The organism is Pseudoalteromonas sp. Of7M-16 (assembly GCF_022347805.1).
Classification (GTDB): Bacteria; Pseudomonadota; Gammaproteobacteria; order Enterobacterales; family Alteromonadaceae; genus Pseudoalteromonas; species Pseudoalteromonas luteoviolacea_F.
Window position 1 is genome coordinate 139,655 of sequence record NZ_JAKRFY010000005.1, and the last position, 23,642, is coordinate 163,296.

General features: G+C 40.6%; 19 protein-coding genes. 10 read left to right on the top strand and 9 right to left on the bottom strand.

Annotation, left to right across the window (positions count from 1 at the left end):
- The first annotated feature begins 9 nt into the window (after nt 1-9).
- From MHN81_RS07045 to MHN81_RS07055, 3 genes are read left to right on the top strand one after another with little or no spacing between them, the layout of a single operon-like run.
- Nucleotides 10-873, top strand: a complete 864-nt coding sequence (locus MHN81_RS07045; RefSeq protein ID WP_023401622.1) for a hypothetical protein — start codon at nt 10-12, stop codon at nt 871-873.
- A 49-nt stretch (nt 874-922) separates the two neighbouring features.
- Nucleotides 923-2,152 carry a YcaO-like family protein gene (locus MHN81_RS07050; RefSeq protein ID WP_239425381.1) on the top strand — a complete coding sequence of 410 codons (1,230 nt, stop codon included), beginning with the start codon at nt 923-925 and terminating at the stop codon, nt 2,150-2,152.
- Complete coding sequence (locus MHN81_RS07055; protein WP_239425382.1) at nt 2,149-3,240, top strand: TfuA-like protein; 1,092 nt, start codon at nt 2,149-2,151, stop codon at nt 3,238-3,240. Before MHN81_RS07050 ends, MHN81_RS07055 begins: the two co-directional genes overlap by 4 nt.
- On the opposite strand, the gene MHN81_RS07060 is transcribed toward MHN81_RS07055, so the two are convergent.
- Complete coding sequence (locus MHN81_RS07060) at nt 3,237-3,602, bottom strand: VOC family protein (protein ID WP_023401619.1); 366 nt, start codon at nt 3,600-3,602, stop codon at nt 3,237-3,239. The genes MHN81_RS07055 and MHN81_RS07060 overlap by 4 nt on opposite strands.
- 614 nt (nt 3,603-4,216) lie before the next feature.
- On the bottom strand, nt 4,217-4,819 hold the full coding sequence (locus MHN81_RS07065) for a short chain dehydrogenase (protein WP_239425383.1): 603 nt from the start codon (nt 4,817-4,819) through the stop codon (nt 4,217-4,219).
- A gap of 112 nt (nt 4,820-4,931) precedes the next feature.
- Here MHN81_RS07065 and MHN81_RS07070 point away from each other — a divergent pair, with 112 nt between their 5' ends.
- The gene (locus tag MHN81_RS07070; RefSeq protein WP_239425385.1) at nt 4,932-5,810 is read left to right on the top strand and encodes a LysR family transcriptional regulator; all 879 of its coding nucleotides are present in this window, start codon (nt 4,932-4,934) and stop codon (nt 5,808-5,810) included.
- Between the two features lie 31 nt (nt 5,811-5,841).
- On the opposite strand, the gene MHN81_RS07075 is transcribed toward MHN81_RS07070, so the two are convergent.
- The gene (locus MHN81_RS07075) at nt 5,842-7,614 is read right to left on the bottom strand and encodes a winged helix-turn-helix domain-containing protein (RefSeq protein ID WP_239425388.1); all 1,773 of its coding nucleotides are present in this window, start codon (nt 7,612-7,614) and stop codon (nt 5,842-5,844) included.
- Between the two features lie 116 nt (nt 7,615-7,730).
- Between MHN81_RS07075 and MHN81_RS07080 the strand changes: the two genes are divergently transcribed.
- Nucleotides 7,731-9,218, top strand: coding sequence for an amidohydrolase family protein (locus MHN81_RS07080; RefSeq protein ID WP_239425396.1), 1,488 nt, complete (start codon nt 7,731-7,733; stop codon nt 9,216-9,218).
- A 51-nt stretch (nt 9,219-9,269) separates the two neighbouring features.
- On the opposite strand, the gene MHN81_RS07085 is transcribed toward MHN81_RS07080, so the two are convergent.
- The gene (locus tag MHN81_RS07085) at nt 9,270-9,638 is read right to left on the bottom strand and encodes a cupin domain-containing protein (protein WP_023401614.1); all 369 of its coding nucleotides are present in this window, start codon (nt 9,636-9,638) and stop codon (nt 9,270-9,272) included.
- A 98-nt stretch (nt 9,639-9,736) separates the two neighbouring features.
- Between MHN81_RS07085 and MHN81_RS07090 the strand changes: the two genes are divergently transcribed.
- From MHN81_RS07090 to MHN81_RS07105, 4 genes are all read left to right on the top strand, one after another.
- Nucleotides 9,737-10,660 (top strand): LysR family transcriptional regulator, encoded by a 924-nt coding sequence (locus tag MHN81_RS07090; protein WP_239425397.1) that lies wholly within the window; start codon nt 9,737-9,739, stop codon nt 10,658-10,660.
- 123 nt (nt 10,661-10,783) lie between these two features.
- On the top strand, nt 10,784-13,315 hold the full coding sequence (locus MHN81_RS07095; RefSeq protein WP_239425398.1) for a TonB-dependent receptor: 2,532 nt from the start codon (nt 10,784-10,786) through the stop codon (nt 13,313-13,315).
- 1,981 nt (nt 13,316-15,296) lie between these two features.
- Nucleotides 15,297-15,494, top strand: coding sequence for a hypothetical protein (locus MHN81_RS07100; protein ID WP_023401610.1), 198 nt, complete (start codon nt 15,297-15,299; stop codon nt 15,492-15,494).
- Between the two features lie 395 nt (nt 15,495-15,889).
- A complete protein-coding gene (locus MHN81_RS07105) occupies nt 15,890-16,156 on the top strand; it encodes a hypothetical protein (protein WP_023401609.1) in 267 nt (88 codons plus the stop codon).
- 280 nt (nt 16,157-16,436) lie between these two features.
- On the opposite strand, the gene MHN81_RS07110 is transcribed toward MHN81_RS07105, so the two are convergent.
- The gene (locus tag MHN81_RS07110; protein WP_275446949.1) at nt 16,437-16,805 is read right to left on the bottom strand and encodes a DDE-type integrase/transposase/recombinase; all 369 of its coding nucleotides are present in this window, start codon (nt 16,803-16,805) and stop codon (nt 16,437-16,439) included.
- Nucleotides 16,806-17,547: 742 nt separating this feature from the next.
- Between MHN81_RS07110 and sbcB the strand changes: the two genes are divergently transcribed.
- Nucleotides 17,548-19,017: an exodeoxyribonuclease I gene (sbcB, locus tag MHN81_RS07115; protein WP_023401607.1), complete on the top strand. Its 1,470-nt coding sequence runs from the start codon at nt 17,548-17,550 to the stop codon at nt 19,015-19,017.
- A 40-nt stretch (nt 19,018-19,057) separates the two neighbouring features.
- Here sbcB and MHN81_RS07120 read toward each other — a convergent pair whose 3' ends face one another.
- The 4 genes from MHN81_RS07120 to MHN81_RS07135 all read right to left on the bottom strand — a co-directional run bounded on the left by MHN81_RS07120 (nt 19,058) and on the right by MHN81_RS07135 (nt 23,618).
- Entirely contained in the window at nt 19,058-20,227 is a 1,170-nt protein-coding gene (locus MHN81_RS07120) for a cystathionine beta-lyase (protein ID WP_239425400.1), read from the bottom strand.
- A 3-nt stretch (nt 20,228-20,230) separates the two neighbouring features.
- The gene (nudC, locus tag MHN81_RS07125) at nt 20,231-21,184 is read right to left on the bottom strand and encodes an NAD(+) diphosphatase (RefSeq protein ID WP_023401605.1); all 954 of its coding nucleotides are present in this window, start codon (nt 21,182-21,184) and stop codon (nt 20,231-20,233) included.
- Nucleotides 21,185-21,442: 258 nt separating this feature from the next.
- On the bottom strand, nt 21,443-22,237 hold the full coding sequence (gene nagB, locus MHN81_RS07130; protein ID WP_239425401.1) for a glucosamine-6-phosphate deaminase: 795 nt from the start codon (nt 22,235-22,237) through the stop codon (nt 21,443-21,445).
- A gap of 253 nt (nt 22,238-22,490) precedes the next feature.
- A complete protein-coding gene (locus MHN81_RS07135) occupies nt 22,491-23,618 on the bottom strand; it encodes a DUF5009 domain-containing protein (RefSeq protein WP_023401603.1) in 1,128 nt (375 codons plus the stop codon).
- Nucleotides 23,619-23,642 lie beyond the last annotated feature (24 nt).

The window sequence follows — 23,642 nt, forward strand, 5'->3', positions numbered from 1 at the left end:
AAATACAAGATGTCTCAAGCACAAAACAATAAACCAAGTTCTAGAAATGATATTTTTAGAACTTCAAATGCGCCAAAAGTAGCTCAGGGTTTAACTGAAGAACAAATTGCAGAGCAATGGCGCCAAGTAGCACACAATATGTTTGTGCTAAGACAAAATGGCGAAATTGTATACCTAGATGTAGATTTCTATACAGAAGGCTCACGTCTTATCGAGTGGGTGCACTCAGAGCAAGATATTCATAAGTTTTTCCTAAACGAAGACAACCTATTCCCACTCAATTTAATGGGTCCTGCAGTTACAAAAGTGATCCCTTGGAACCTTGCCGAAGCAAAAGACAAGCTACCTACTACATTTGCAGGACAAGCGCCGTTAAAACCAGGTTACATGATTGATTTACGTGTGATCCAGCTGAATCGCCTAAATGCAAACGACCCTAACTTTGCAAGACTTTTAAATTCGGGTCTTGATATTCCAATTCAACTTGAGTCAAACTCATTTGATCCTATCTACCCTGTGCCTCACGAGTTTGAACATCAGTTAAGTGCTCCAATCGAAGAAGAAAACTTATATATCGTATCTTTCAAGAACCCAGAAAGAATTAGAGGTATTGATGACTTGTATGGATACCAGATCAGCTATATCAGCAAAGAAGAGCTCGACAAGGTAGATAATTATGTGCCTAATGAGGACGACAAAAACGAAGCATTGAAGCTAGATGAACTGAAAAAAGAGCAAACAGGTCAGTATTTAGAACGCTATTATGGTGATACAAACGCACAGATCGGGGCAATAAACCCGCGTGATATGGCACCTCACCTTTTAGGCGCTGCATGTTATATCGCTAACTTGCGCACTATGAAAAAAGACTAACTAAGTCAATGAGGCCCTGTTTTCGATGGGGCCTTCTCAAGTTGAAAAAATGAAAAAACAGTATTTTGAAGGCACGCATCGTGTCCTATGCCCTCAGCAAACACTAGATAAAATTTCTCCCATGCTCAAAACGATGGGGATCACTCGCATCGCAAATGTAACTGGCTTAGATAATATCGGTGTCCCTGTTGCAACCGCCTGTCGTCCAAATTCTAAAGCCGTGGCAGTTTCACAAGGCAAAGGGGCAACACTAGCTGCGGCTAAAGTCTCAGCGGCCATGGAAGCTATCGAGACTTATCATGCAGAAAATATAGACTTGCCACTTAAGTTTATGAGTTATAACGAGTTAAAGCAGGAGCACTCCTTCGTAGAAATAGCCTCACTACCTAAATTGAGTGTGAAACCGTTTTGCCCAAAAGAAAAACGCCTTTGGATTGCAGCTGAAGCCTTTGATGACAAGCGCGCTTTATATGTACCCTATGACTTGGTACATTGCGATTATACACTGCCATTGCCTGCTGGCAGCGGCGTTTTTCAAATGAGTACCAATGGACTTGCCTCTGGTAACACCATAGAAGAGGCACAACTTCATGGGTTGTGTGAGGTGATTGAACGAGATGCACTGTGCTTATGGTCATTGAAAGAGAGCCATAAATACCAAAACAAACGCGTGGATTTAAAAACGATTACAGACAGTTCAATCTCTGAGCTACTGTCAAAACTCTCTATTGCTGGTGTATTATGTGCTGTATGGGATATTACCAGCGATATTGGCGTTCCAACTTTTTTAGCAACCATCATTGATGAGCAAGAAAACCCATATAGGCCCCTATATTCGGCCTCAGGAGCTGGAACACACCCAAATGCTAACGTCGCGCTCTCAAGAGCAATAACTGAAGCGATCCAAACGAGGCTCACTCTTATCTCTGGCTCTCGAGACGATATTAACCTCGCCAAGTATGAGTCTAAACGTCAATTAGAGGCTATGTCTGAGCTACGTAAACTCCTACAAGACGAACCTGAGCATCAACTAGACGTTAATTCGCTTATTAGCTTTCAAAGTGAAACCATCGAAGATGATCTTAGTCATGTTCTTCTCAAGCTCAAACATTGTGATATTAATCCCATTTATATCGATTTAACCAAATCAAAATACCAGATCCCAGTTGTCAGAGTTATTGCACCAAGCTTAGAAGGAATTCATGACACCCCAGGGTACGTTTTTGGCCTACGAGCAAAGCACGTAGCACAATCAAACACAGAGAGTCTCATGCCATGAAGGTAATTGTATTTGCAGGACCAACAATCTCTGAAAGTGAGATTACTTCCGTACTCCCAAACGCGACTGTCCTTCCTCCCGCAAAACAAGGAGATATACTCAAGACCAAAGCGCTAAAACCAAATATTATTTTGCTAATTGATGGAATATTTGAGCAGCACCCAGCTGTTTGGCATAAGGAAATACTGGATGCGATTGACAGTAATATCGTGGTAATTGGATGCTCGAGTATGGGTGCTTTGCGCGCAACTGAGCTTGCTTTATATGGCATGATAGGGGTCGGTGACGTATTCGAATCCTTTGATTCTGGAGAAATAGAGGATGATGACGAAGTCACTTTGCTTCATACCGATAAATCATATGGATACGGGCATATTTCAGAGGCACTGGTAGATATAAAATTCACGCTTAAGTCCAGCGTTAAAGCAGGTATTATTAGTGACGAAGTCGCGACATCTATCGAGAGCAAATTAAAAGAAACATGGTATCCCTATCGTACCTATACGCTAGTATTCGAAGCAGCGGCTCAACTTCTTGAGGAAGAAGGCTTAAATCAGTTTATCCACTTTGTGAATAATGCCCCTTCGTTGAAAAAACTTGACGCACTTAAGGCGCTAGATCTTATCAAGACAACGACCGAAAACAAATCTGTATTTCCTCCTGCGCCTAACTTTGATTTTAGCTTTACTGACGCTTGGCAAATGATGCTAGATGAATTCAACGTAGAAGAAAAAACACCGTATTATTCTAGTCATTTACTGTCCAATACGGCAATAAACCATGATGGCTACGAAACTCAAATCTTAAGCCGTTATTTAGCCAAAAAACTCATAAGTGAAGTTTCAAAGGAAGAAACGCTACCAACGATGCACAAAATTGCGCAAAAATGGGCATGTAGCAGTAATGGACAAACGGATTTCAATAAACTTGGAAAACGTTTAGATAGTTTATCTCTTACGCCTGACGAGTTTATTCAGTTTATTGAACGGGAAACAGCTTTAGATCTTTTGAAAGCGAAACTCAGTGATCAGTCCAGTTTCGCAATCGATGAAATTTTAAGTTCAGGTGAACTGGATAAGTTGAACTAATCTTTCATTTGAATGATTTCAATTACATTTCCACTTGGATCTGCAACAGCAATATAGTGTGCAACAGGACATTCTTGCGCACTTTCATGCAGCAAATTTAAATTTTTTGCCTTCAAATCAGCTAGCGCGCCTTCAAGATCAGTCGTGACGAGATTAATGATCATTTGAGATTGATCTGGGTATGTGATCTCCTTTGGCTGCTCAACTTTATTTAAGATAATTGTTAAATCATCTTTTTTCACATACATAGCTTGCGGTAACAGATCATCTCCTATGACCTCAAAACCAAGTCCATTAACATAAAAATCTCTTGCGGCTTCTACGTCATGAACACTCACTTGCAATGCAAAAAGCTTTAACATATTTTTCTCTCATTATTTTATTGAAGTTCATAATTTAATTAAAATGGGTCCGTAATTCAATATACACATGATTTTAAAAGTAATGTTTTCAATTTATAAGCATACAGTTCAATCACAACTCTTCTGCCCTGACGATATCAATACGCGCTTTGTTCATTTCTAAAGCTCTCTTCTCATTCCCACAGAAATGCATAAATAAAAAACAGCCCCTCAAACACAGTATGTCCGTCTCAAAAAATTCTAACAGAGCTATGCCAATTAACACCTATACGAAACCAAAATTGCGCAGATTAAAAGCCAAGATCTTGAAACTATCGTATTTGACTATTCTCGAGAATCAATCCCAATCAAAAACGGTAAGAGTTTTCGTTCCCTAGCTCTGTCATATCTGGCGCCAATCAGGCAATCAGGCAATCAGGCAATCAGGCAATCAGGCAATCAGGCAAAGATTGTACAATGTGTCAGTTAGGCTAGGAATGCGAGCTAAATCTTTAAAAGAGACAAAAGTAACTAACAAGGGTTATATATTTTGACCCTTCTAGGCACTTATAAATACGAGTACCTAGGCTTTTTATCCTGTTTATTTATATACAAGAATTTTTGTAATCTAGTATTTAAACAAACTCCCTCACATCAAGCACCTGCCCTGTCATAACCCCTTCTATCGCCGCTTGATAAGTAATTGCCGTATTTGCAGCCGACATACCCGTGCTGCTATCCATACCCATCATTTCCATAGTTTCTTTTACAAATATGGGGCTTACTGCGTTTATTCTTAGAGAATCACCCAACTCTAAGGCCGCAGCTTTTACAAAAGCGTTGAGTGCACCATTGACCGCACTAATGGAAGCAGAGCCAACCATAGGTTCTTCTGAAAGCATGCCTGAGGTCAAAGTTATACTGCCACCAGCGTTGACGAAACCGGCACCGACTCTATACAAATTGATTTGACCCATCAGTTTATTTTGCCAACCTAACTCATACTGCTCATCAGTTAACTCACTTAATGGAGCAAAGGCGGCCATACCTGTGGTTGAAATTATGGCATCTACTTCTCCCACTTTTTCAAACAGCGCCTGAATTGACAATTTACTTTGTAAATCCACCTGAAATTCACCATCTTTATGGCCTACCGTGAGCACTTCATGCGATTGTGCCAAACGTGCATGGACCGCTTTGCCGATAGTACCTGTTGCGCCAATCAATAAAATTTTCATAGTCATTCTCCAAATTTAATAAGTTGCTTTGATTTGATGAATGCAGTGTAGATAATTCATAAAATATGATAAATAATGACAAAATAAACTCTCTTTTCACTTTTAATGCACAATGAATCTATTTAAATCTATGTTGGTATTTCAAAAGGTGTGTGAATTAGGCAGTTTTAGCCAAGCCGCGGACCAACTTAACTTAGTCACTTCTGCGGTAAGTCGCCAAGTGAACGAACTTGAAAAGCATTTTGGCGTGAGGTTACTGCAAAGAACTACCCGCTCAGTTACACTCACAGCGGATGGACGTCAATACCTTACAAAAATATCTGAAATAACAGACAGTGTGCAGGCGTTGGAAGCAATTCATAAAGACGATGTGGTTTATAGAGACCATATTCAACTCACGGTCCCGCCAATCCTCAGTAAAATGGTACTTACTCCCTTATATAACTCGCTACTAAAGAAACACCCTGAAATTTCAATTTCAATCACTCAAATTAATCGAACAATTAATCTCGTAGAAGAAGGCTATGACTTCGCGATTAGAGTCGGACACTTGGAAGACTCCAATTTAGTCGCCAGAAGTATCTCTGAACTGAAACTGGCTTTGGTCGCAAGTCCAGAGTATTTGAATACACATGGCAAACTCAACCATCCGAAAGAGTTAATGCAACACAACTGCCTGATCAATACCATGCTCACGCACCCTAAGCGTTGGTCGTTCAAAGAGCACAAACGTTCTTTCACCGTAAAAGTAGATGGGCAATATGATGTAAATGATGATTCAGCGCTTTGCGAAATGGCGCGTGCAGGACTTGGCATAGCCTATCTGCCCCTCCAGATTGTTGACGCGCATCTATCAACTGGTGAGCTTGTCCAAGTGTTATCGGATTTCACAGTCGAGCCTCTGCCCATTTCATTGGTATATCCAAACCGCCAATTACTCAGTCCTGCTAAACGTAAATTAATTGAATACCTGACAGATGCGTTTTCTTAAAGACTTGCTTGGTGCTTTACCAATGATCGGGTTATTGCAGATCCGCTTGCGTGGTATTCAACATATTTAGCCACATATCACGTAATTCTACTTCATCAATCAGTTCACTATGCATTTCTATAGCAAAGATGTTGTCATTGGTATCGGGCAGCCATCCACTATCCAATAACTTGAATAGTGACGTTTTCAGTTGCTCTGGCTCTTCGTTTAGGGAATACCAAAAGGGTTGATATCGAATATCCAATTTCGTCTGCCCATTTAAATGATCAGCAATAAGTGCTCTTATTTCCTGCACCTTACTCCCCTGTTCCAGTTTCTTTAAAATCATTGCATAAAGCAAATAAACACCAACATGTTCGTTAACGTTTCGATTCAACCTGCTAACTGACCTAAAGTGCTTTTCAAATAGCTGCTTTGCGGCACTATACTGCCTAGTTTGATAAAGCCCCATGATGTATGGCATTGCATAGTGATTGTCTTCTGGGGCCAGTAAATAGCGCTGCTTTAACAATCCAATTGCGCCCTGTTTATCTTGTTGGTACCACTTTAGCCCTGCACGTACGTAGAGGTTAAATGACGTCACGTTTTGTCGCGTTATTTGGATTTCTTCTGATTTTTGTATTGCTTCTTCTAAGTTTCCAATACTCAGTAAAAACAAAATATGCGAGAGCTTATGCAAAGGATACACTCGACTGTACTCTGTCATGTGTTTTTCGTACCAAACTTTATACGCTTTCGCTCTTTGCTCGTTTAGCAGGTGAAAATCTAATTGATAAAGCGCAATGTGTTTAGCGTGGGGCGCGATTTCAACACTACGCTCAAAATACTTTCGTGCATTTTTTAAGTCTCGACGATTCAAGTAGGTGTATGCTAATCCTCTTAGCACCGTAGGGTTGTTAGGGGCTAGCCTAAATGCTTTTAAATGGGCATCTAGCGCTTTATCTAGATTGTTTTTCTCTCGGTGAAAGCGTCCGTACCAATGCCATAGCATGGGTGATTCATTTGACAAAGAAAGTGCTTGTTCAAAATACACTTTCGCTTGATCAAACTTTCTACTCAAGGTCTCTAATCGTGCAAGCGAAGTAAGTACATCTGCATTGTTGCTATCAAGCTCTAGTGCCTTAAATAAAAGTGGTCGGCATAAAGCATCTACCTGTGATTCAGGAAGTGAGCCATATATTGCCAAAGCCATATGCGTATTACATAAACCACTCATCGCCACAACATGTTCAGGACTTCCTTCCAAAACTTCGGTGTAAATTTGTTTCGCCTTAGTAATTCTCTCTGGTAGTTTAGATTTAGTAAGGTGCTCAGCTAAAGATATAGCCTCAAAGTGCGGGTCACTTTTTAAATCATTTTGTTGCCTTTGGCCAAAAACATAGATAATCAGCAATACTATGAGTACCGCAAATAGAGTGCTTATATACAGATACGCATGTGTCTTTTTCTTTTTATCCACCACGTTGGAGTCTAAGTTAAACACGTCAATTTCAGTAGACAGTCGATATCCTTGGCCAGAAATACGTTCGATATAATCAATGTCGCTTTCTTCATTGAGCACTTTTCTAAGCATTGCTACCGCTTGATAGACTGAGTTGTCAGACACCACTCTGTCTGGCCAAACTCGTTGGGCAAGCTCATCAACGCTTAAAGGGCTATTGCGATTTTCAATCAAGGTCGTAAGAAGCGCCATCACTTTTGGCGTCACAACATGTACGTTAGCCGAACTAGCAAGTTGTATTTTGTTCAATCTAGGTATTACAACCCATTTCCCAACCCGAATACTTTCTATCGTTGAATTCATATTAGCTTTTGTTTTTATTGCTTTTTATTTTTTAAGACAAATTTAAGATTTATATTATTAGTTTTTCATTACATCACTGGCAGTTTTTATAAGCTCTGTGTAACAACGGAGGTCCTATGAAAAAATATATTCAACTTACTGCTCTATTGACTACGACCAACCTAGCTTACGCTAAAGTTGACTTGCTAATCACTGATGCAACGATTATATCACCGATAACCCAAAGCGAAGTATCAATAAAAACCAATCATTGGCTATCAATTTACAATGGGCGAATAATTGAGGTTTCAGATAAAGCGAAACAGCCATCAGCCAAAAAAATCATAAATGCCAATGGACAATTTTTAATTCCCGGGTTAACTGATAGCCACACACATTTACGAACTATGCCTGGTCTTTTAAAAACAGACCAAAACGCTCAAAAAATGCAAACATCCTTTTTAAAACGCCAAGGTAGTAACTACTTATACTATGGCGTAACACAAGTAGTAGACCCTGCAAATACAGCGCAAGGCATCGCTGACTTTAAAAAGCTTAGCATGTCACCCAATGCCTATTTTTGTGGTGCAATGCCAATATATCAGGGCTACTCTGCTCAAGGTATTAAATATCAACACCTTAATGAGCATAGACCTTATTATGTTCATCAACATGGCGACCCAACTCATCTAATCACTACATCCGTTAACTCACATCACGAAGCCCAAGCGGTTGTCAAAAGAATAAAAAAAGACGGGGCAATCTGCGCCAAAATATTTTTAGAAGATGGATTTGATAAAGCGACAAATATTCGCCTCATTGATAATGAAAATGTAGAACAAATAGTTGATGAAGCGAATCGCCAAAATTTGCCGGTGATGGTTCACGCCAATGCGACTGACATGCATGCAATTGCACTCAAAAGTAATGTTGATATTTTAGCTCATGGCATTTGGAATTGGTTGGATGAACACCAGCAAGGGGACGATATTTCCCTCGCTTTACCAAAAGATGTTCAACGCGTTGCTGATGGTATCTTAAAAGCCCAGACTTACTACCAGCCCTCTCTAAATGTCATGCGCAGCCTCACTGATGTAATGGTGCCCAATCATTTGGACAACCCCAAATACAAAACAATTTTACCTAGTTGGCAAATTAGCTGGTATACCTCTGCTAATGGCCAATGGTTTGCTCGTGAAATGGTATCCGGCTGGCAAGGTCTGACGCACCAACAAAAAATTGATTACATGCGCAGCAAACAAACTAACGGCAAACGTGTTTTAAATTATCTTTACCGAAATGGCGGGAAAATACTATTAGGCTCAGACACACCACCTGCCCCGACCTACGCCTCTCAACCTGGGCTATCTACTTTTTGGGAGTTGCAGGATATGCATGACTCAGGTGTCGACCTAGTCGGACTGTTAGCCAGCGCCACAATAAATAATGCCAAGGCATATGGCTTGGAGTCAAAATATGGAACAATTCAACCGGGTAAAATTGCAAATATTTTGTTGCTAAATTCCAACCCTCTCATATCTGTCGATGCGTATGACGATATTCACAGCGTCATCCTAAACGGCCATGCTCACAAAAGAGCAACCTTTCATATTCGCAATTTATGACCGTATTGAATTTTACCCAGGATTGAGTACCCATCTCAATGCTGGGTTCATTCATATCCATATATCATTTTTTGCGGTCAACTTACCACCCGCGTCGCCAGTATTGACAACGCCTTTTGGCTCTATGAGTAAAATTTCACACTCTTTTTCCGCTACAGGTTTATGTTGTTCTCCCTTTTTCACCACAAGCATTTCCCCGCTTTTAAGCGTCACAACTCTATTTTCGAAATGAATGTCCAACTGTCCTTTCAAAACCAAAAACAGTTCATCGGTATCATCGTGTTGATGCCACGTAAACTCTCCAAGTACTTTAACCACTTTTATTTGATAATCATTCATTTGTCCAATTACTTTAGGTGACCAATGCTCTTCAAAAAGTGCCAGTTTTTGAGCCAAATTAATTGCGACGTTATCGTTCATGTATAAAGCTCCTTAAATTGCCTTCTCTGTAGATTAAGTTGCAATCAAACATGAATCAAATGTACATTTTTCAGATAAATATGAATTTGGTACATAGAATGAATCTAAGACAGTTTGACCAAAACCTGTGGTTAGTGCTTGATGCGCTATATCAAACTCAAAGCGTATCCGGCGCTGCAAAAAGCTTAAGCTTGAGCCAATCCGCGATGAGCCATGCATTAAAAAGGCTTCGAATTGCTTTTAACGATCCTCTTTTTGTTAGAGAAAACGGTAAAATGCTTCCAACTCAAAAGGCACTAAATATACAGCCACTCGCACAGCAAGGTCTCGCACTTCTAAACCAAGTTGCCAATGGTCTTGATAGCTTTTGTAAAAGTACGTCAAACCGGCAGTTCGTTATCGCCGCCACTGACTTTACAACTAAGCTATTTATTTACCCTTTGCTCAATATGTTATCCACACTTAACGGCAATATACGAATTAAAGTCATTGATCTGAGCTCTGAAATCCCAACTAGGGAGTTGTCTTCCAATCATATCGATTTGGTGCTGACATTTAGTCACGCACATGCTTTTGAAAATACCCTTAGCCAACAAAAATTAATTTCTGGGCACTATCGTGTCATTGCTAGGAAACAACATCCGCTCATTTCAAATAATCTCTCTTTAGAAACTTATTTAAGTGCAAAACATGTACTAGTCTCTCCTTGGGGGGCAGAAACCGGAAGTTTAGACAATGAACTGGAAAAGCTCGGAAAGTATCGTCATATAGCGGCTACAGTACCACATCTTATGAATGTGGTAGAACTGGTAAGCAACAGTGATTTAATCGCTACGGTCCCCGCTCTCTCTATCAGACAACATGAAGTAAAAAATGTACAGATATTAGAGCCACCACTTGCATTGCCTGACTATAAATTGTTCATGGTCTGGCATCCATCTTATAACTTAGACCAAGGTCTAATATGGCTGAGATCTGAACTCGAAACTATTGCTACACAAATACTTGAAGGTTTTTCATAGTCATGCGTTCGACATCCTGTTTACATATTTAGAACAAAAATATTGCGCTTGAGTTTTATTTGTGACAACGTCTAAGACAGGCAAAGCCGTTAATACAAAAAAATAATTATAGAGTAGTAAGTTATGACAGGATCTCTCAAGCTATCACCAATAGCATTAGCACTATTGGCCAGTACCACGATGGCGCAAGCCAATGAGCCAACTGAAGAAAAAATTGAAACCATTTCAGTCCTTGGCTCAAAAGTCTCAAACCGTACGGCCACCGAATCAACCTCTCCAATCGATATTTTAGATACTGAACAACTCAACAAAAGTGGTTACACAGAATTAGGGCAAAGTTTGCAGTCAATTGCACCCTCTTTTAACTTTAGTCGAACACAGGTTTCTGATGGCTCCGACCTTTTTCGCCCTGCGACGTTAAGGGGACTCCAACCCGACCAAACGCTTGTACTTATTAATGGTAAAAGAAGACATAACCAGGCCATATTTGGCTTAACAGGCACAGTAGGGGCTGGTGCAGCTGGTACAGATATGAACTCCATACCCATGATGGCACTAAAAAATGTTGAGATCCTAAGAGATGGCGCCGCCGCTCGATATGGCTCGGATGCCATTGCAGGCGTGATCAACTTATCTTTAAATGATTCTACAGGTGAAACGACAGGTTTCTTCCAAGGCAGCTCAACTGGAGAAGGTGACGGCGATACCTATGCTTTTGGTTTAAATAGAGGTTTTGATATTGGTAGCGAAGGCGGCTTTATCAACTTATCTCTAGAGTACAGAGACGCTGATGGCACCAACCGAGCTGAGCGCGATACAGGTGGCTCTTCAACCATACCTGCTGGCGAATTATCAGATACTGTCAGGTGGCGCCAAGGTAATTCTGACAGCGAATTTACCTCTCTATTCTTTAATGCTGCTCTCCCCGTAGGAGACAAAGAGTTATATTCCTTTGGCGGCTATTCAAATAGAACAGCGTTTGGAAATGGCTTTTACCGAGATTTTAACCGTGCAGAGCGCAATGTCCCTCAAGTATATCCTGATGGCTTTTTGCCACGAATTGACAACGAAGCTGATGACATTTCGTTAGCCGTTGGCTTTAAAGGGGATATAACGCCTGATTGGAGTTTCGATTTTTCAAATGTGTACGGTCAAAACAAATATGACTACTCCTCTTCTAACACAATCAACGCTTCTTATGCAGCTGAGTACCTAGCCAACAATCCAAATGCGACTGACGAACAGGTTAGAGACAATGCAGGCCCTCGAGGCGGATATTCAGGTGGCTTCAGATTTGATCAATGGACCACAAATTTGGACCTAAACGGTGTTATCGATCGCGCTGATGCTGAGCCAATTTATTTGTCGATTGGTGCTGAGTACCGTAAAGAAAATTACGAAATTGTCCCGGGAGAAGTTGCATCTTATGCGTGCGGCTTCTCAAACGCTTCTAGCTCATTCCCTTCTGTGATCGATTCTTCCGTATTTGCTGATTGTGGTTTTCAAGCTTATCAAGGTTTGAGGCCTGACGCTGCAAACAAAGCTGACCGCTCAAGCCATGCAGTTTACATTGAAGCAGAAACCCTACTTAACGAATATTGGTTGGTCAGTGGTGCGCTTCGTTATGAAGATGTATCGGACTCTGGCGATGATATTATTTGGAAGCTTGCAACGAGATATGAAGTTACCGAGGACTTCGCACTTCGCGCAGCGGCCTCAACAGGTTTTCGAGCGCCTTCGCTGCAGCAATCTGGTTATACCGCATTTACGACCAGCTTGGGGGGTGATGGGTCACTTGCTACATCCTATACGGCAACAGCAGGTTCACCTTTCCCAGAAGCTCTTGGTATAGAAGGCCTACAACTTGAATCTTCCGACAACTACAATTTAGGTTTGGCTTGGGACGTGAGTAATGACCTCTCAATCACGCTAGACTTTTACCAAATCAAAATTTACGACCGTATCAATTTAGGCAGCTTTATAGGTGCAGACAGTGACGAGTTGAACAACTTCCCAGATGCCAATGCAGCGCTCAAAGCATCGGGTGCTGTACAAGCTAATTTCTTCTCCAATTCACTGGACTCGACAACTAAGGGCATTGATTTAATTGCTTCTTACTCTACTGAAGTGGCCTCTGGAGAACTTGAAATAACTTTTGCTGCCAACAAGAATAAGACCACCATCGACAAGGTTAACTCTCCACAAGGAATACCTGAAAGCATCGCGTTAGATGAACAAACACGTTCATTTTTAACTCACGGCCAACCGCAAGAGCGTGCAACATTGACATTTGACTATAAACAGGACAAATGGTCATCACTGCTGCGCTTAAATTACTTTGGCAAAACCGAAGTCGCCTACTTCTCTGGTAAGCACATTGAATTGCCAGGCTTTTTGTCTCCTACAAATAGCTGGCAAGATCACAGCGTTGTCGAGTCAGCGGTACTGGTGGATATCAATCTCGGCTATCAAATAAACGAACACTTTGATGTGTCTTTGGGTATCGATAATTTATTTGATAAAACACCTAATGAGTTAGGTGAAGATGAAGTCTTGAACTTTATCACTAATGGCGCAATGCGTTACCCGCTTAGAGCATTACCGTACGGCTTTGATGGAATGACTTATTACGCCAAAGTGAACTTTAGATTTTAAAAATTGAAGTAATGTATTGAGCACTCGCTCAATACATTACTTTTAGCAATAACCCACACCATCAAGATTCTGTACGATAATCCAGCACACCATTCAATATCGCTACAAAGAGTGTTAGTAACTCGTAAGATCTACATAAATACAGGTCAGCTCAATTCAAAAATAACTACCTTGATTTTTATAAACGCAAGCCTAATAAACTGAGAGAAACATTAAAAAGCACCAAAAGTAAACCAGCCAACTTACACAATGGATAAAAGACTAAAATATTATAGAAAATATAAAAACAGGAATTTATTATAAAGATCTTTATTCGCTCACCATATAGCATTTTATTTAAGTTAATACATTAACTTCGCTAGATTTTATATACATACTGGGCAAACGAAATAGAAGGATATCTCTTACTTTCGTGTATACAAATATCAAATTCTGTACATGTCTTCTTGGTGATATTGGATGCTGTCCCAAGTTCCGCTAGGCAATATTGTGTACACATTATCATTAATATTGGTTTAGTCTTCGCCAGAATTCACACTGATAAAAGGTAAGCAATAAGTGATAAAGAGTTTGTCGGTTGTGATATTGCACACTACTCACTTCTGTTCGTTTTTAATTCTATAGCATCCATGATGACCAATTGAGTAAATATTATTGGTACTAGCTATGGGTTCTTTAAACGGTGCACAACCGCAATAATCTTTTCACGATAGATAATAGCACTGTAAAGCCAATCAACATCCGTTCTTTAAGATCTTCCAGAAGTTTGAAAACTCAACCCCTTCTTCCCTTCAGCACGCCAAAACCTGTTCAGCAAGCGGGCAATCTGTGCCCAAGGCATGTAAGTATAATGTTGCTTAAATCAACTTCTAGAATAGCTTGATTAGATACGCGTTAATATTAAAAAGATAGGTCGACAATTTGCCTAATACAGCTTAGCTGTATTTACCTCATATAGTTTCAGGTTTTACGATGCGGTTTGAACAGTAACGGTTAAGAGTGTCTTGTTATTCGTTTTCCATCACTTTGTGACTTTCTATTGTCGTACAAAAGTCATCCATACACCTGTGGCAGAATTTTAGAGCTGATATATAAGCCAGCATTTGGCTATATTTTTCGTATAAAAAACAGCAAAACCCTAATCACCAACTAGGATTCGATAAGAAGTTAAACCAATTGAATCAAGCTAAGCCTACTAGATTTTCAACTCTAAGACGTCAGCAGCGTTAAGGGCTTCAAATAGACCTAGCCTTTCATCCTTTTCCTGTGCTCCAGAAAAGTAACTACAACCTATCCTGCAGCATTTTGCGGAGGCGGCTCTTTTGCAGTATTGGACGCAGTTAGCCCCCCAAATACTAATGGCAGTTGATTCCGATTGAGAACTATTAAGTTTTTCTTTTTAAGTTTCATTTATTGTGTCCTTATTTATTTTTATCTCGCGCATTTATTCAATGCACAACACGCTTGCTTTTTAAGCACCTGTTAACGATCTCAGTATTGGCGACTAATATATATCCAATATACTACAACCTACTTTCAACCGCACATCAGATGATAATAAGTCATGGCCGTTTTACGCAAATGAAAAATGCATTTATCTTCAATTTATGAGCCTTTTAATAATCTGACGGTTAATTTTACTTTTTTTCCCAAATAAAATAGAGCAGTGCTTAAGTAGTACCTTATAAATACCACTTTTGGATCTAGTCAGAATTAACATTGTGGTAAATTTTCGACATGCAAATTGATGCAACTCCTTATACCGACTTCTAGCATTTGTTTAGGGGCCACGGACTTGATAGCTTTAATTGAGAATTTGCCCCAACGAGGATAGAGAAGCTACTTTTGACATACTTCTGTTTCAGGGCAATTGCAAATGCGACTACTAAGATTTGGCCTTATTTCAAAAAACTTGATAAAACGAACCAATAACGATATGTTAACTTTTGATTGTCAACTAAATTACAAAAGGAAATAACAAATGCAATTAAAGCTTAATAAGAAGAAAATAAAAACTTTATCCGAAGACAAAAACTCAATCCCTCATGCTCAAACACCAGCTGTCGGTGGCGGTAATATTTCAGAATCGCTTTGCGTATCATTCAGTCATGGTGGCTGCTGTGGTACGGTTGCTCCCTCAATACGTGTGTGTAGTGCTGGTATAACTTGTCAGCCATAATCACAGATACGAGCTTAGGGACATGGCCCTAAGCTCTTTAGATAAACCAACTGTAACTACCTCAATTTTAGTATAATGCGCAAGTAGAATTGAGCTTGGAGCTATACTCTTAACACTCGATTAAACGCGTCACATCAAATGCCTCCATTTCACCAAAATTGGAGTGCTATCGGCATAAAATGCGCGACTCCGCCTTTTGCCTCGCCATAAAAAACGCGACCAAAGAGCTATCGCACATTTCTTCGATTATGAACGTTTCCTCTTTATCTAAAACACAGCCAAGTGATGCCAATAAGAATCTGAGATATCACTGTATTTTTCATAAAACCGGCCAATTAGATTTTATTGGTTCCAGCTACTTTGGGCACTGATTAAACAAACATAGGATTTTAGATATGGAATCTACATTCAAGCCTTTAACCACCACGCTGATCCCGGTCAAAGATTACCAAGGTATGTATAACTTACTGATTGTTGAGGGTGACGGCAATAAAGATGGAGACAGAAAAATCAATGTACATTTCAATAAAGAAATAATCGAATATGGTAGCTCATGGGTAAAAGGTACTAAAGGCTTTGATAAAGCAGCTCCATTTATCGAACAATATGGCTTGAGCGAAATGATCAACGAAGCTGTTAATAGATTGCGTAAGCTAATCTAATCAGCACTAGTTCAGACAAGATCTGACTTACCTTCTTAAAATGTTGAGAGTTACCCGTTTAGATAGAGGTGCCAAATTTTTAATCAAAACAAAAAGGTAATTCTCATTCTTCATACTATCAATCCGATCATCAAACACAAAGCTGAGTTAGGCAACCTAATCGAAGAGCTTGGCAATGTTTCTAGTGTAACTACCCCGGCTTTTGTACAGCTTATTAATATATAGCCCTTTGAAGTTTGATCTCCTAGTACATCGTGAGGACATTCGTAATTATAAATATCTAACCATTCATCTGTAATGTCACGAACCTACAGCAGTGACTCAAATAGATATAAATCCAATACTTCTTCTCGATAGCTGTGATTAAACCGTACTGATTTGGACTTCCCGGTTTAATAAACTCAAGTTTAATGCACTTTTCAGTAGCCCAACTTTCCAGAGCACTCGATGTAATTTCAGGACCATTATCCACTCGAATTTGATTTGGTTTTCCAAGCCATGCAATGAGCCGTTCCGGCACTCGAATAGCCCAATCAGCCGTGAGGCTTGTATCAACCTCAATCGTTAATAATTGGCGGTTGTAATCGTCCAGGACGTTCAGTGTTCTAAAACGATGTCTGTAGTTGAGCGCATCACTCATAAAATCCATCGGCCACGAGTCATAATATTTTCTCGGCGCACTTTTTATTCCATACTTTGCTTTGATACCTAAGTCATTTAAACAATTTTGGCTTACCTCATCTTAGATGCCGCTCAACAATTTCTAACAAAAAATCAATCACATCATCATCCGACGACGGTCGCTTGCATCTAAAGTAATTAACGCCACGACTCAAAATAGCTACGTCACAAGCAAATGCCACCTTGACCTCAAACCGTGCTCGTAAGGCTCGATCCAAGCTCTGTGTCTACTTGTTTTTAAAGCTTTTTTGAGATGGTTTCCTCAAGCATTGAATATTTTAAACTGTGAGTCGTAAACATACCTTATAGCTTGCAGTTTGCTTGCAGTTTTCATCTCCAAGTTCATGTCGTGATTGCATCCAACCTTTTTGTATCGGTACAAAGTTTTCCATATCTTTTAAACTAACTTGAGGATAATGACCTATCGATATGATGATTTGTTTACCCTCAAACCATAATCAGCACTGCCACAATACGATACAGTAAATGTTTCGTTTTACGCGTAAGCCGTCTCTGTGAGACAATGTGCATAGAGAATCTTTTTTATTAACGAGATTACGTAGTTTCGCGTCAATAAGTGCTGCCATAATATGCTACCGTTTTATACACACGTAGTGGTTTTTATATACACACATATACACACTTGATCGACATTGCAAAAAACTCGAACAAAAAGAAAACAATACAGTTTTAATGTAAATAGTTGATTTATGAACAAAACAGACCAAAATCAGACGCAGCAAACAGACGAAAATATACCTACAATTTATTGGCACGATTATGAGACATGGGGTGCAAGTCCTCAAAAAGACAGGCCTAGTCAGTTTGCTGGTATTAGAACTGACTATGACTTGAATATTATTGGCGAGCCACTGATTGAGTATTGCCAGCCTGCGCCTGATTATCTTCCGCACCCTGAGGCTTGTTTGATCACGGGGATCACGCCACAGCACGCGCTAAAACATGGGCTGCCTGAAAGCGAGTTTATGGCTAAAATACATGCCGAATTTAGCCGACCAAATACCTGTGTAGCCGGATACAACAGCATTCGTTTTGATGATGAAGTCACCCGCTATAGCCTTTACCGCAATTTTTATGATCCGTATGAACGAGAATGGCAAAATGGGAATAGCCGTTGGGACATTATCGATTTAGTAAGAGCTTGTTACGCTTTACGCCCAGAAGGCATTGAATGGCCAAAAAAAGAAGACGGCTCGCCCAGCTTTCGCCTCGAAGAACTGACCGTTGCCAATGGTATTGAACACAGTGCAGCCCACGACGCGCTAAGTGATGTCACCGCCACAATTGCACTGGCAAAACTGATTAAAGAAAAGCAGCCCAAACTGTACCAATTTTTCTTTAACTTAAGAACGAAAAAAGCACTGTCTGACATTGTTGACGTCTTCAACATGCAGCCTTTAGTTCATACTTCTTCAAGAATTCCTGCTACGCAAGGGTGCACTACTTGGATTGCACCAATGAGTTTTCACCCAGTCAATAAAAATGCTGTTGTGTGCTTTAATCTAACGCACAATCCTAGTGTACTGCTTGATCTGTCTGTCGAAGAACTGCGCGATAGACTTTATACCAAACACTCTGAGCTTGAAGAAGGCATGTTACCTGTGGGTTTAAAACTAGTTCATTTGAACAAGTGCCCAATTATTGCACCAGCAAAAACATTGCTACCAGAAAATGCAGCAAGGTTAGGGATAGACAGAGAGCAATGTTTAGAACATTTAAAATTCTTAAAAGCACACCCAGAGTTGCGCGATAAGGTGTCACAGGTATTTGCAGAACAAGGTGATTTTAGTGAAACCACTAACCCGGACTATCAGCTATATAACGGCTTTATTAGTAAATCTGATAAAGCAAAGTTGGCGATTGTTCGCAGCGCATCCCCTGTTGAGCTAGGTAGCCTTGCGTTAGAGTTTGAAGATCCTAAATTCCATACTCTATTGTTTAGATACCGCGCACGCAATTGGCCTGAAAGTCTGTCTCAGTCAGAATTAGAAACTTGGAGAAAGTACTGCCAAGGTAAGCTTATGCACGGTGAAGATAACCCTTCCATCAATGCGCAAGACTTTATGCTCACCCTTGAGAACCTAGTTTATGAACATGAAGGAAACGAAAAGAAAGTTTCGATTTTAAAAGCCCTGTATCATTACGCTCAGAGCCTTTAATATTAAGAGGCTGTGTATTTGCAGCCTCAACCTACCTTATTTAAAGATGAGATTCGTACACAGCTAATGCTTGCTCTAAGTCAGCTATTAAATCTTCCACATCTTCCAAACCAATATGCAAACGAATAATGGGGCCGTGCTCCCAACCAGTGGTTGTTCTCAGCGCAGCCATAGAGCGGTTGGCTGTCACCAAGCTCTCGAACCCACCCCAAGAAAAGCCCATTTTAAAATGGTGTAAACTATCTAAAAAGCGGTTAATGGCTTTTTGGTTTCCCGTTTTCATAACAAATGAGAACAGGCCATTACTGCCGTCAAAGTCACGCTTAAAGTGTTCGTGACCGGGATTCGACGGCAATGCCGGGTGACGTACATGATCAACCAGCGGATGCTTTTCAACCCACTTTGCCACCGCTAACGCGCTTTTTTCATGTTGTTGCAAGCGAACAGGCATCGTTCTTAAACCACGTAACGCAAGATAGGCATCATCTGCGGATGTACACTGCCCCAACAAATATGAGTTTTCTCGCAGTACTGGCCAATACTCCTCATTAGCTACAGCGACACCCATCATTACATCTGAGTGACCAACAATATATTTAGTTGCGGCTTGAATGCTGATGTCTACACCGTGTTCCAATGGACGATAGTGCCAGCCATTTCCGTATGTATTATCAAGCATAGTGATCAAACCATGGGCCTTGGCTTCTTTCACTAAGGCGGGAACATCTTGTACTTCCATTGTGATAGAGCCTGGAGATTCCAAAAAAAGGACTTTGGTGTTTTCCTGGATCAAGTCTTTAATCCCTGCCCCAATCATGGGATCGTAATAAGTGGTCGTAATACCAAGACCAGATAAAATTTTATCACACAGATCACGAGTCGGCTCATAAGCGGTATCAACCATAAGTAAATGGTCACCAGACTTTAAGAAAGACAGCAAACTCTGGCTGATCGCAGCTGCACCACTGGGATAAAGTGCACAACCTGCGCCATTTTCTAGCTCTGTGATTGCGTCTTGCAATGCATAGTGCGTATTGGTGCCTCGACGACCATAAAACAATGTGCGATTACCACGTTCTTTAATTGCTTCATGCATATCTGCTACTGAGTCGAAAACAACAGTCGAAGCACGTTGAACGACAGGGTTCACTGTACCTTGCGTATATTGAGGTTTACGGCCTGCACTGGCTAGTTTGGTATTCTTTTTCATTCTTTACTCTTTTTCTGGAAGTTGACGCCAATGTTCAACTAAGTAACGTGATATTGAATCTGGTCTGGTAAGTTTAAAGCCGGGTTTGTCTTCACCCCACTCTCCAAATGTATCGAGATCGGCGCGCGAAAACCATTGCGCTTGCTCAAGTTCATCTTGCTCAACAAAAATGTCAGTGCTTTTCGCAGTCGCAATAAAACCGAGCATAAGTGATGATGGGAACGGCCAAGGTTGAGATGCCAAATACTGAACATCATCGACTAGCACGCCTGCTTCTTCCTCCACCTCTCTGGCTACCGCTTGTTCCAATGACTCGCCTGGGTCCACAAAGCCAGCCAATGTCGAAAATACACCGTCAGGCCAATTCTCTTGTCGTCCTAATAGGCAACGCTCCACCCCATCTTTAAAAGTATGAGTGACTAGCATGATCACAGCAGGATCCGTTCGAGGAAAAGTCATATGATTGCAGCTTTTGTTAGTACAAACCCTCGCATGTCCCGCTTCAACAGGGATATTCTGATGTCCGCAACGGCCACAAAAACAATGTGTTTTGTGCCAATAACACAGACCTCTGGCTAAGACTCCAATAGATGCACTCACATGCTCAAGCTTAGGGCCTACCTTTCTCATATCGTCAAAACGATATTCGCCATCATCATAATCGTCTGAACAGACATCTATATGCGCTCGTAATTCGCCTAAATCAATTTTAGAAACATCCAGAGCAAAATAAGCGTGTTGTTCATCTTTGCCTAAAAATACAGCTTGGCTTTTATCTAGCTGTTCTATTTGCGATTGCTTTAAATAGGCTAACTGACTCAGATCTTCAGAGTATAGGTTTTTATCATTATGAATAAGCAACCAGCGGCTTTTATCTCCGTATTGAGTCAACAGCCAGTTTTTATCTTTTCGCTGAGCAGACGCCCTGTCTAACGTCATTTGTGTATAGTACAACAAGCACTTTATCCTTTAATGTGAGTTACCTAATATGATAAGCAGATAATCCTAGATTGTATGAATTAAATTTAGGGCTCAAAACCAAGCACGCGTAGCGCCATCTAAATTCAACGCAAAATCAGAGAAAACACGACCAATAATTAACAAAAATCAAATTTTAGTTTCTACGCTGTCACGCTAACAATAGTCGCGTTGTTTGCCAAGTATTTAGGCAAAAAAAAAGCCCGTAAGGGCTTTAAACTACAGTGTGAATTCACACTACAGAGAGGCAAGGTGTGCTTGAAGCTTTTGATTCTCAGCTTCGATATGTTTGTAAAACTCAATATTCTCTAATTTGCTGGCAGCGGCTTCATCTATCACAATTACCGCATCACGGTGCAGTTGCAATGCAGACGCCGGGCATGAAGCCGTTAGTGGGCCTTCAACCGTAGCTTTAACGGCTTCAGCTTTATTTTCACCAGTAGCCAGTAAAACTACCTTTTTAGCATCTAAAATTGTCCCGATACCCATGGTAATTGATAAGTGTGGTTGATACTCATCTGGGCCAAAGAAACGTGCATTATCGTCAATTGTTTCTTTAGTCAGTGTTTTAACGCGTGTTCTCGAGGTTAAACCAGACGAAGGCTCGTTAAAACCGATATGTCCATTGCGACCGATACCCAAAAGCTGAACATCCACACCGCCAGCTGCAGCGATCTGTGCTTCATATTCCTGACACGCTTCAACCGGGTTTTTCGCGTTGCCTGGAGGCACATGTGTATGGTCTTTATTGATATCGATATGATTGAACAATTGCTCATTCATGAAGTAACGATAGCTTTGTGGATGCGTACCTTCTAAACCTAAATACTCATCAAGGTTAAACGTCACAGCATCTTTAAAACTGATTTCGCCCTGCTTGTTTTTTTCGATAAGGTTTTGATACAACGCAACAGGTGTCGATCCAGTTGCTAAACCCAACACAGACTCTGCTTTGCGATTCAATTGTTTTTCAAATATATCTGCACCATAAGCAGCGACTTCAGCAGCATTTTTTAAAATTACTATTTGCATGATATTAAAGCTCAATGTTGAGTTTGAAATAAGAAAAATGGGATCTGAGCCCTGCTTCGCGTGCAATCAAAACAAGGCCAGATCTAAACCTAATTGGGATACACTGTATTAGGTTATTACCATTATGACAACGCTGTCATTATTATCAGAAAAAAAGCCTTTGTAAAGTAAAAGTGAAGAAAAATTTGTATTTTTTTTGAGCCAATAAAAAACGGCCATCAAAATGACAGCCGTTTTTGCTCAAAATTTGGAGTTATACGCTGACAAATATTTTACGTTTGTACATCCAGTGAAGAACCAATAGCTGCACCAGTAACAAAGCAATCACCGCAAATAGAGGCTGCCAATCAGGACCAACTGCATTGATAAACCCACCAAATACGCTCTTGCTAACAAATTCCCAATTCACCAAGCTAGAGGCTAAGTAAATAATAATTGAGTTCGCGCCGATGATCACAAATGGATAGGCAAATCTCTGGCCGTTCAGAATATCTACCAATGCATAAAATAGCGCGAGTAAAATAGCACTCCAACCTACGGTCACAAATACAAATGAACTAGTCCAAAGTTCTTTGTTGACCGGAAATTGTAAATGCCATAACCAACCAAGCGCCACACTGATTGCGCCGGCTCCAAATAGGTAGCCCGCAGTTTTCCACTGTCCTATTTTGTCTACACGCGCAATAAGCTGACCCGCAAATACACCTGCAATAGCATTGACAATGGCCGGGACGCTAGAAAGAATGCCTTCAGGGTCAACCGGGCGATTTTGATATGTAATGCCAGGAAGTAAGTTTTGGTCAAACCAAGCATTCCAGCTGTATGTGCCAGGTGCAGCAAGTTGTCCAGCACTTCCACCAGGGACCGGGATAAAATTCAATAACACCCAGTAGCCGAATAAAATAGCCCCAGCCACAATACCTGTTGTCCGTAAACTCGTATGCCACACCAACATAGCACAGAAGAACCAAGCAATTGCAATACGGCCCAAGACACTTGAATAACGAATTTCATCGAGCGCTAGTGGAATACCTGTACCCCAGCCATGGTTGTACATAATGCCCAAGCCACATAATAAAAATAACCGTTTAATAGCTTTTTGATAATAAGGCTTTCTTTCACTAAATGGTAAATGGTCTATACGCTTTGGGGATAACCCCATAGCGACGCCAGACAAAAAGATAAACAGAGGAAATATTAAGTCATAAAATGTAAAGCCATGCCATGGGCTATGCACAGTGTGCGCTTCAAAGAGTTTCCAGCCTTGCCAGCCAGTAAGCACAAAAAGCGCTGCGAAAATAGACTGACCACCTAAGATCCAAAACATGTCCATACCACGCAGGGCATCTAATGAAGCCAATCTTTGTTTTTTATTCGTCATCAATACCTTTCCTGTAAAAACAAA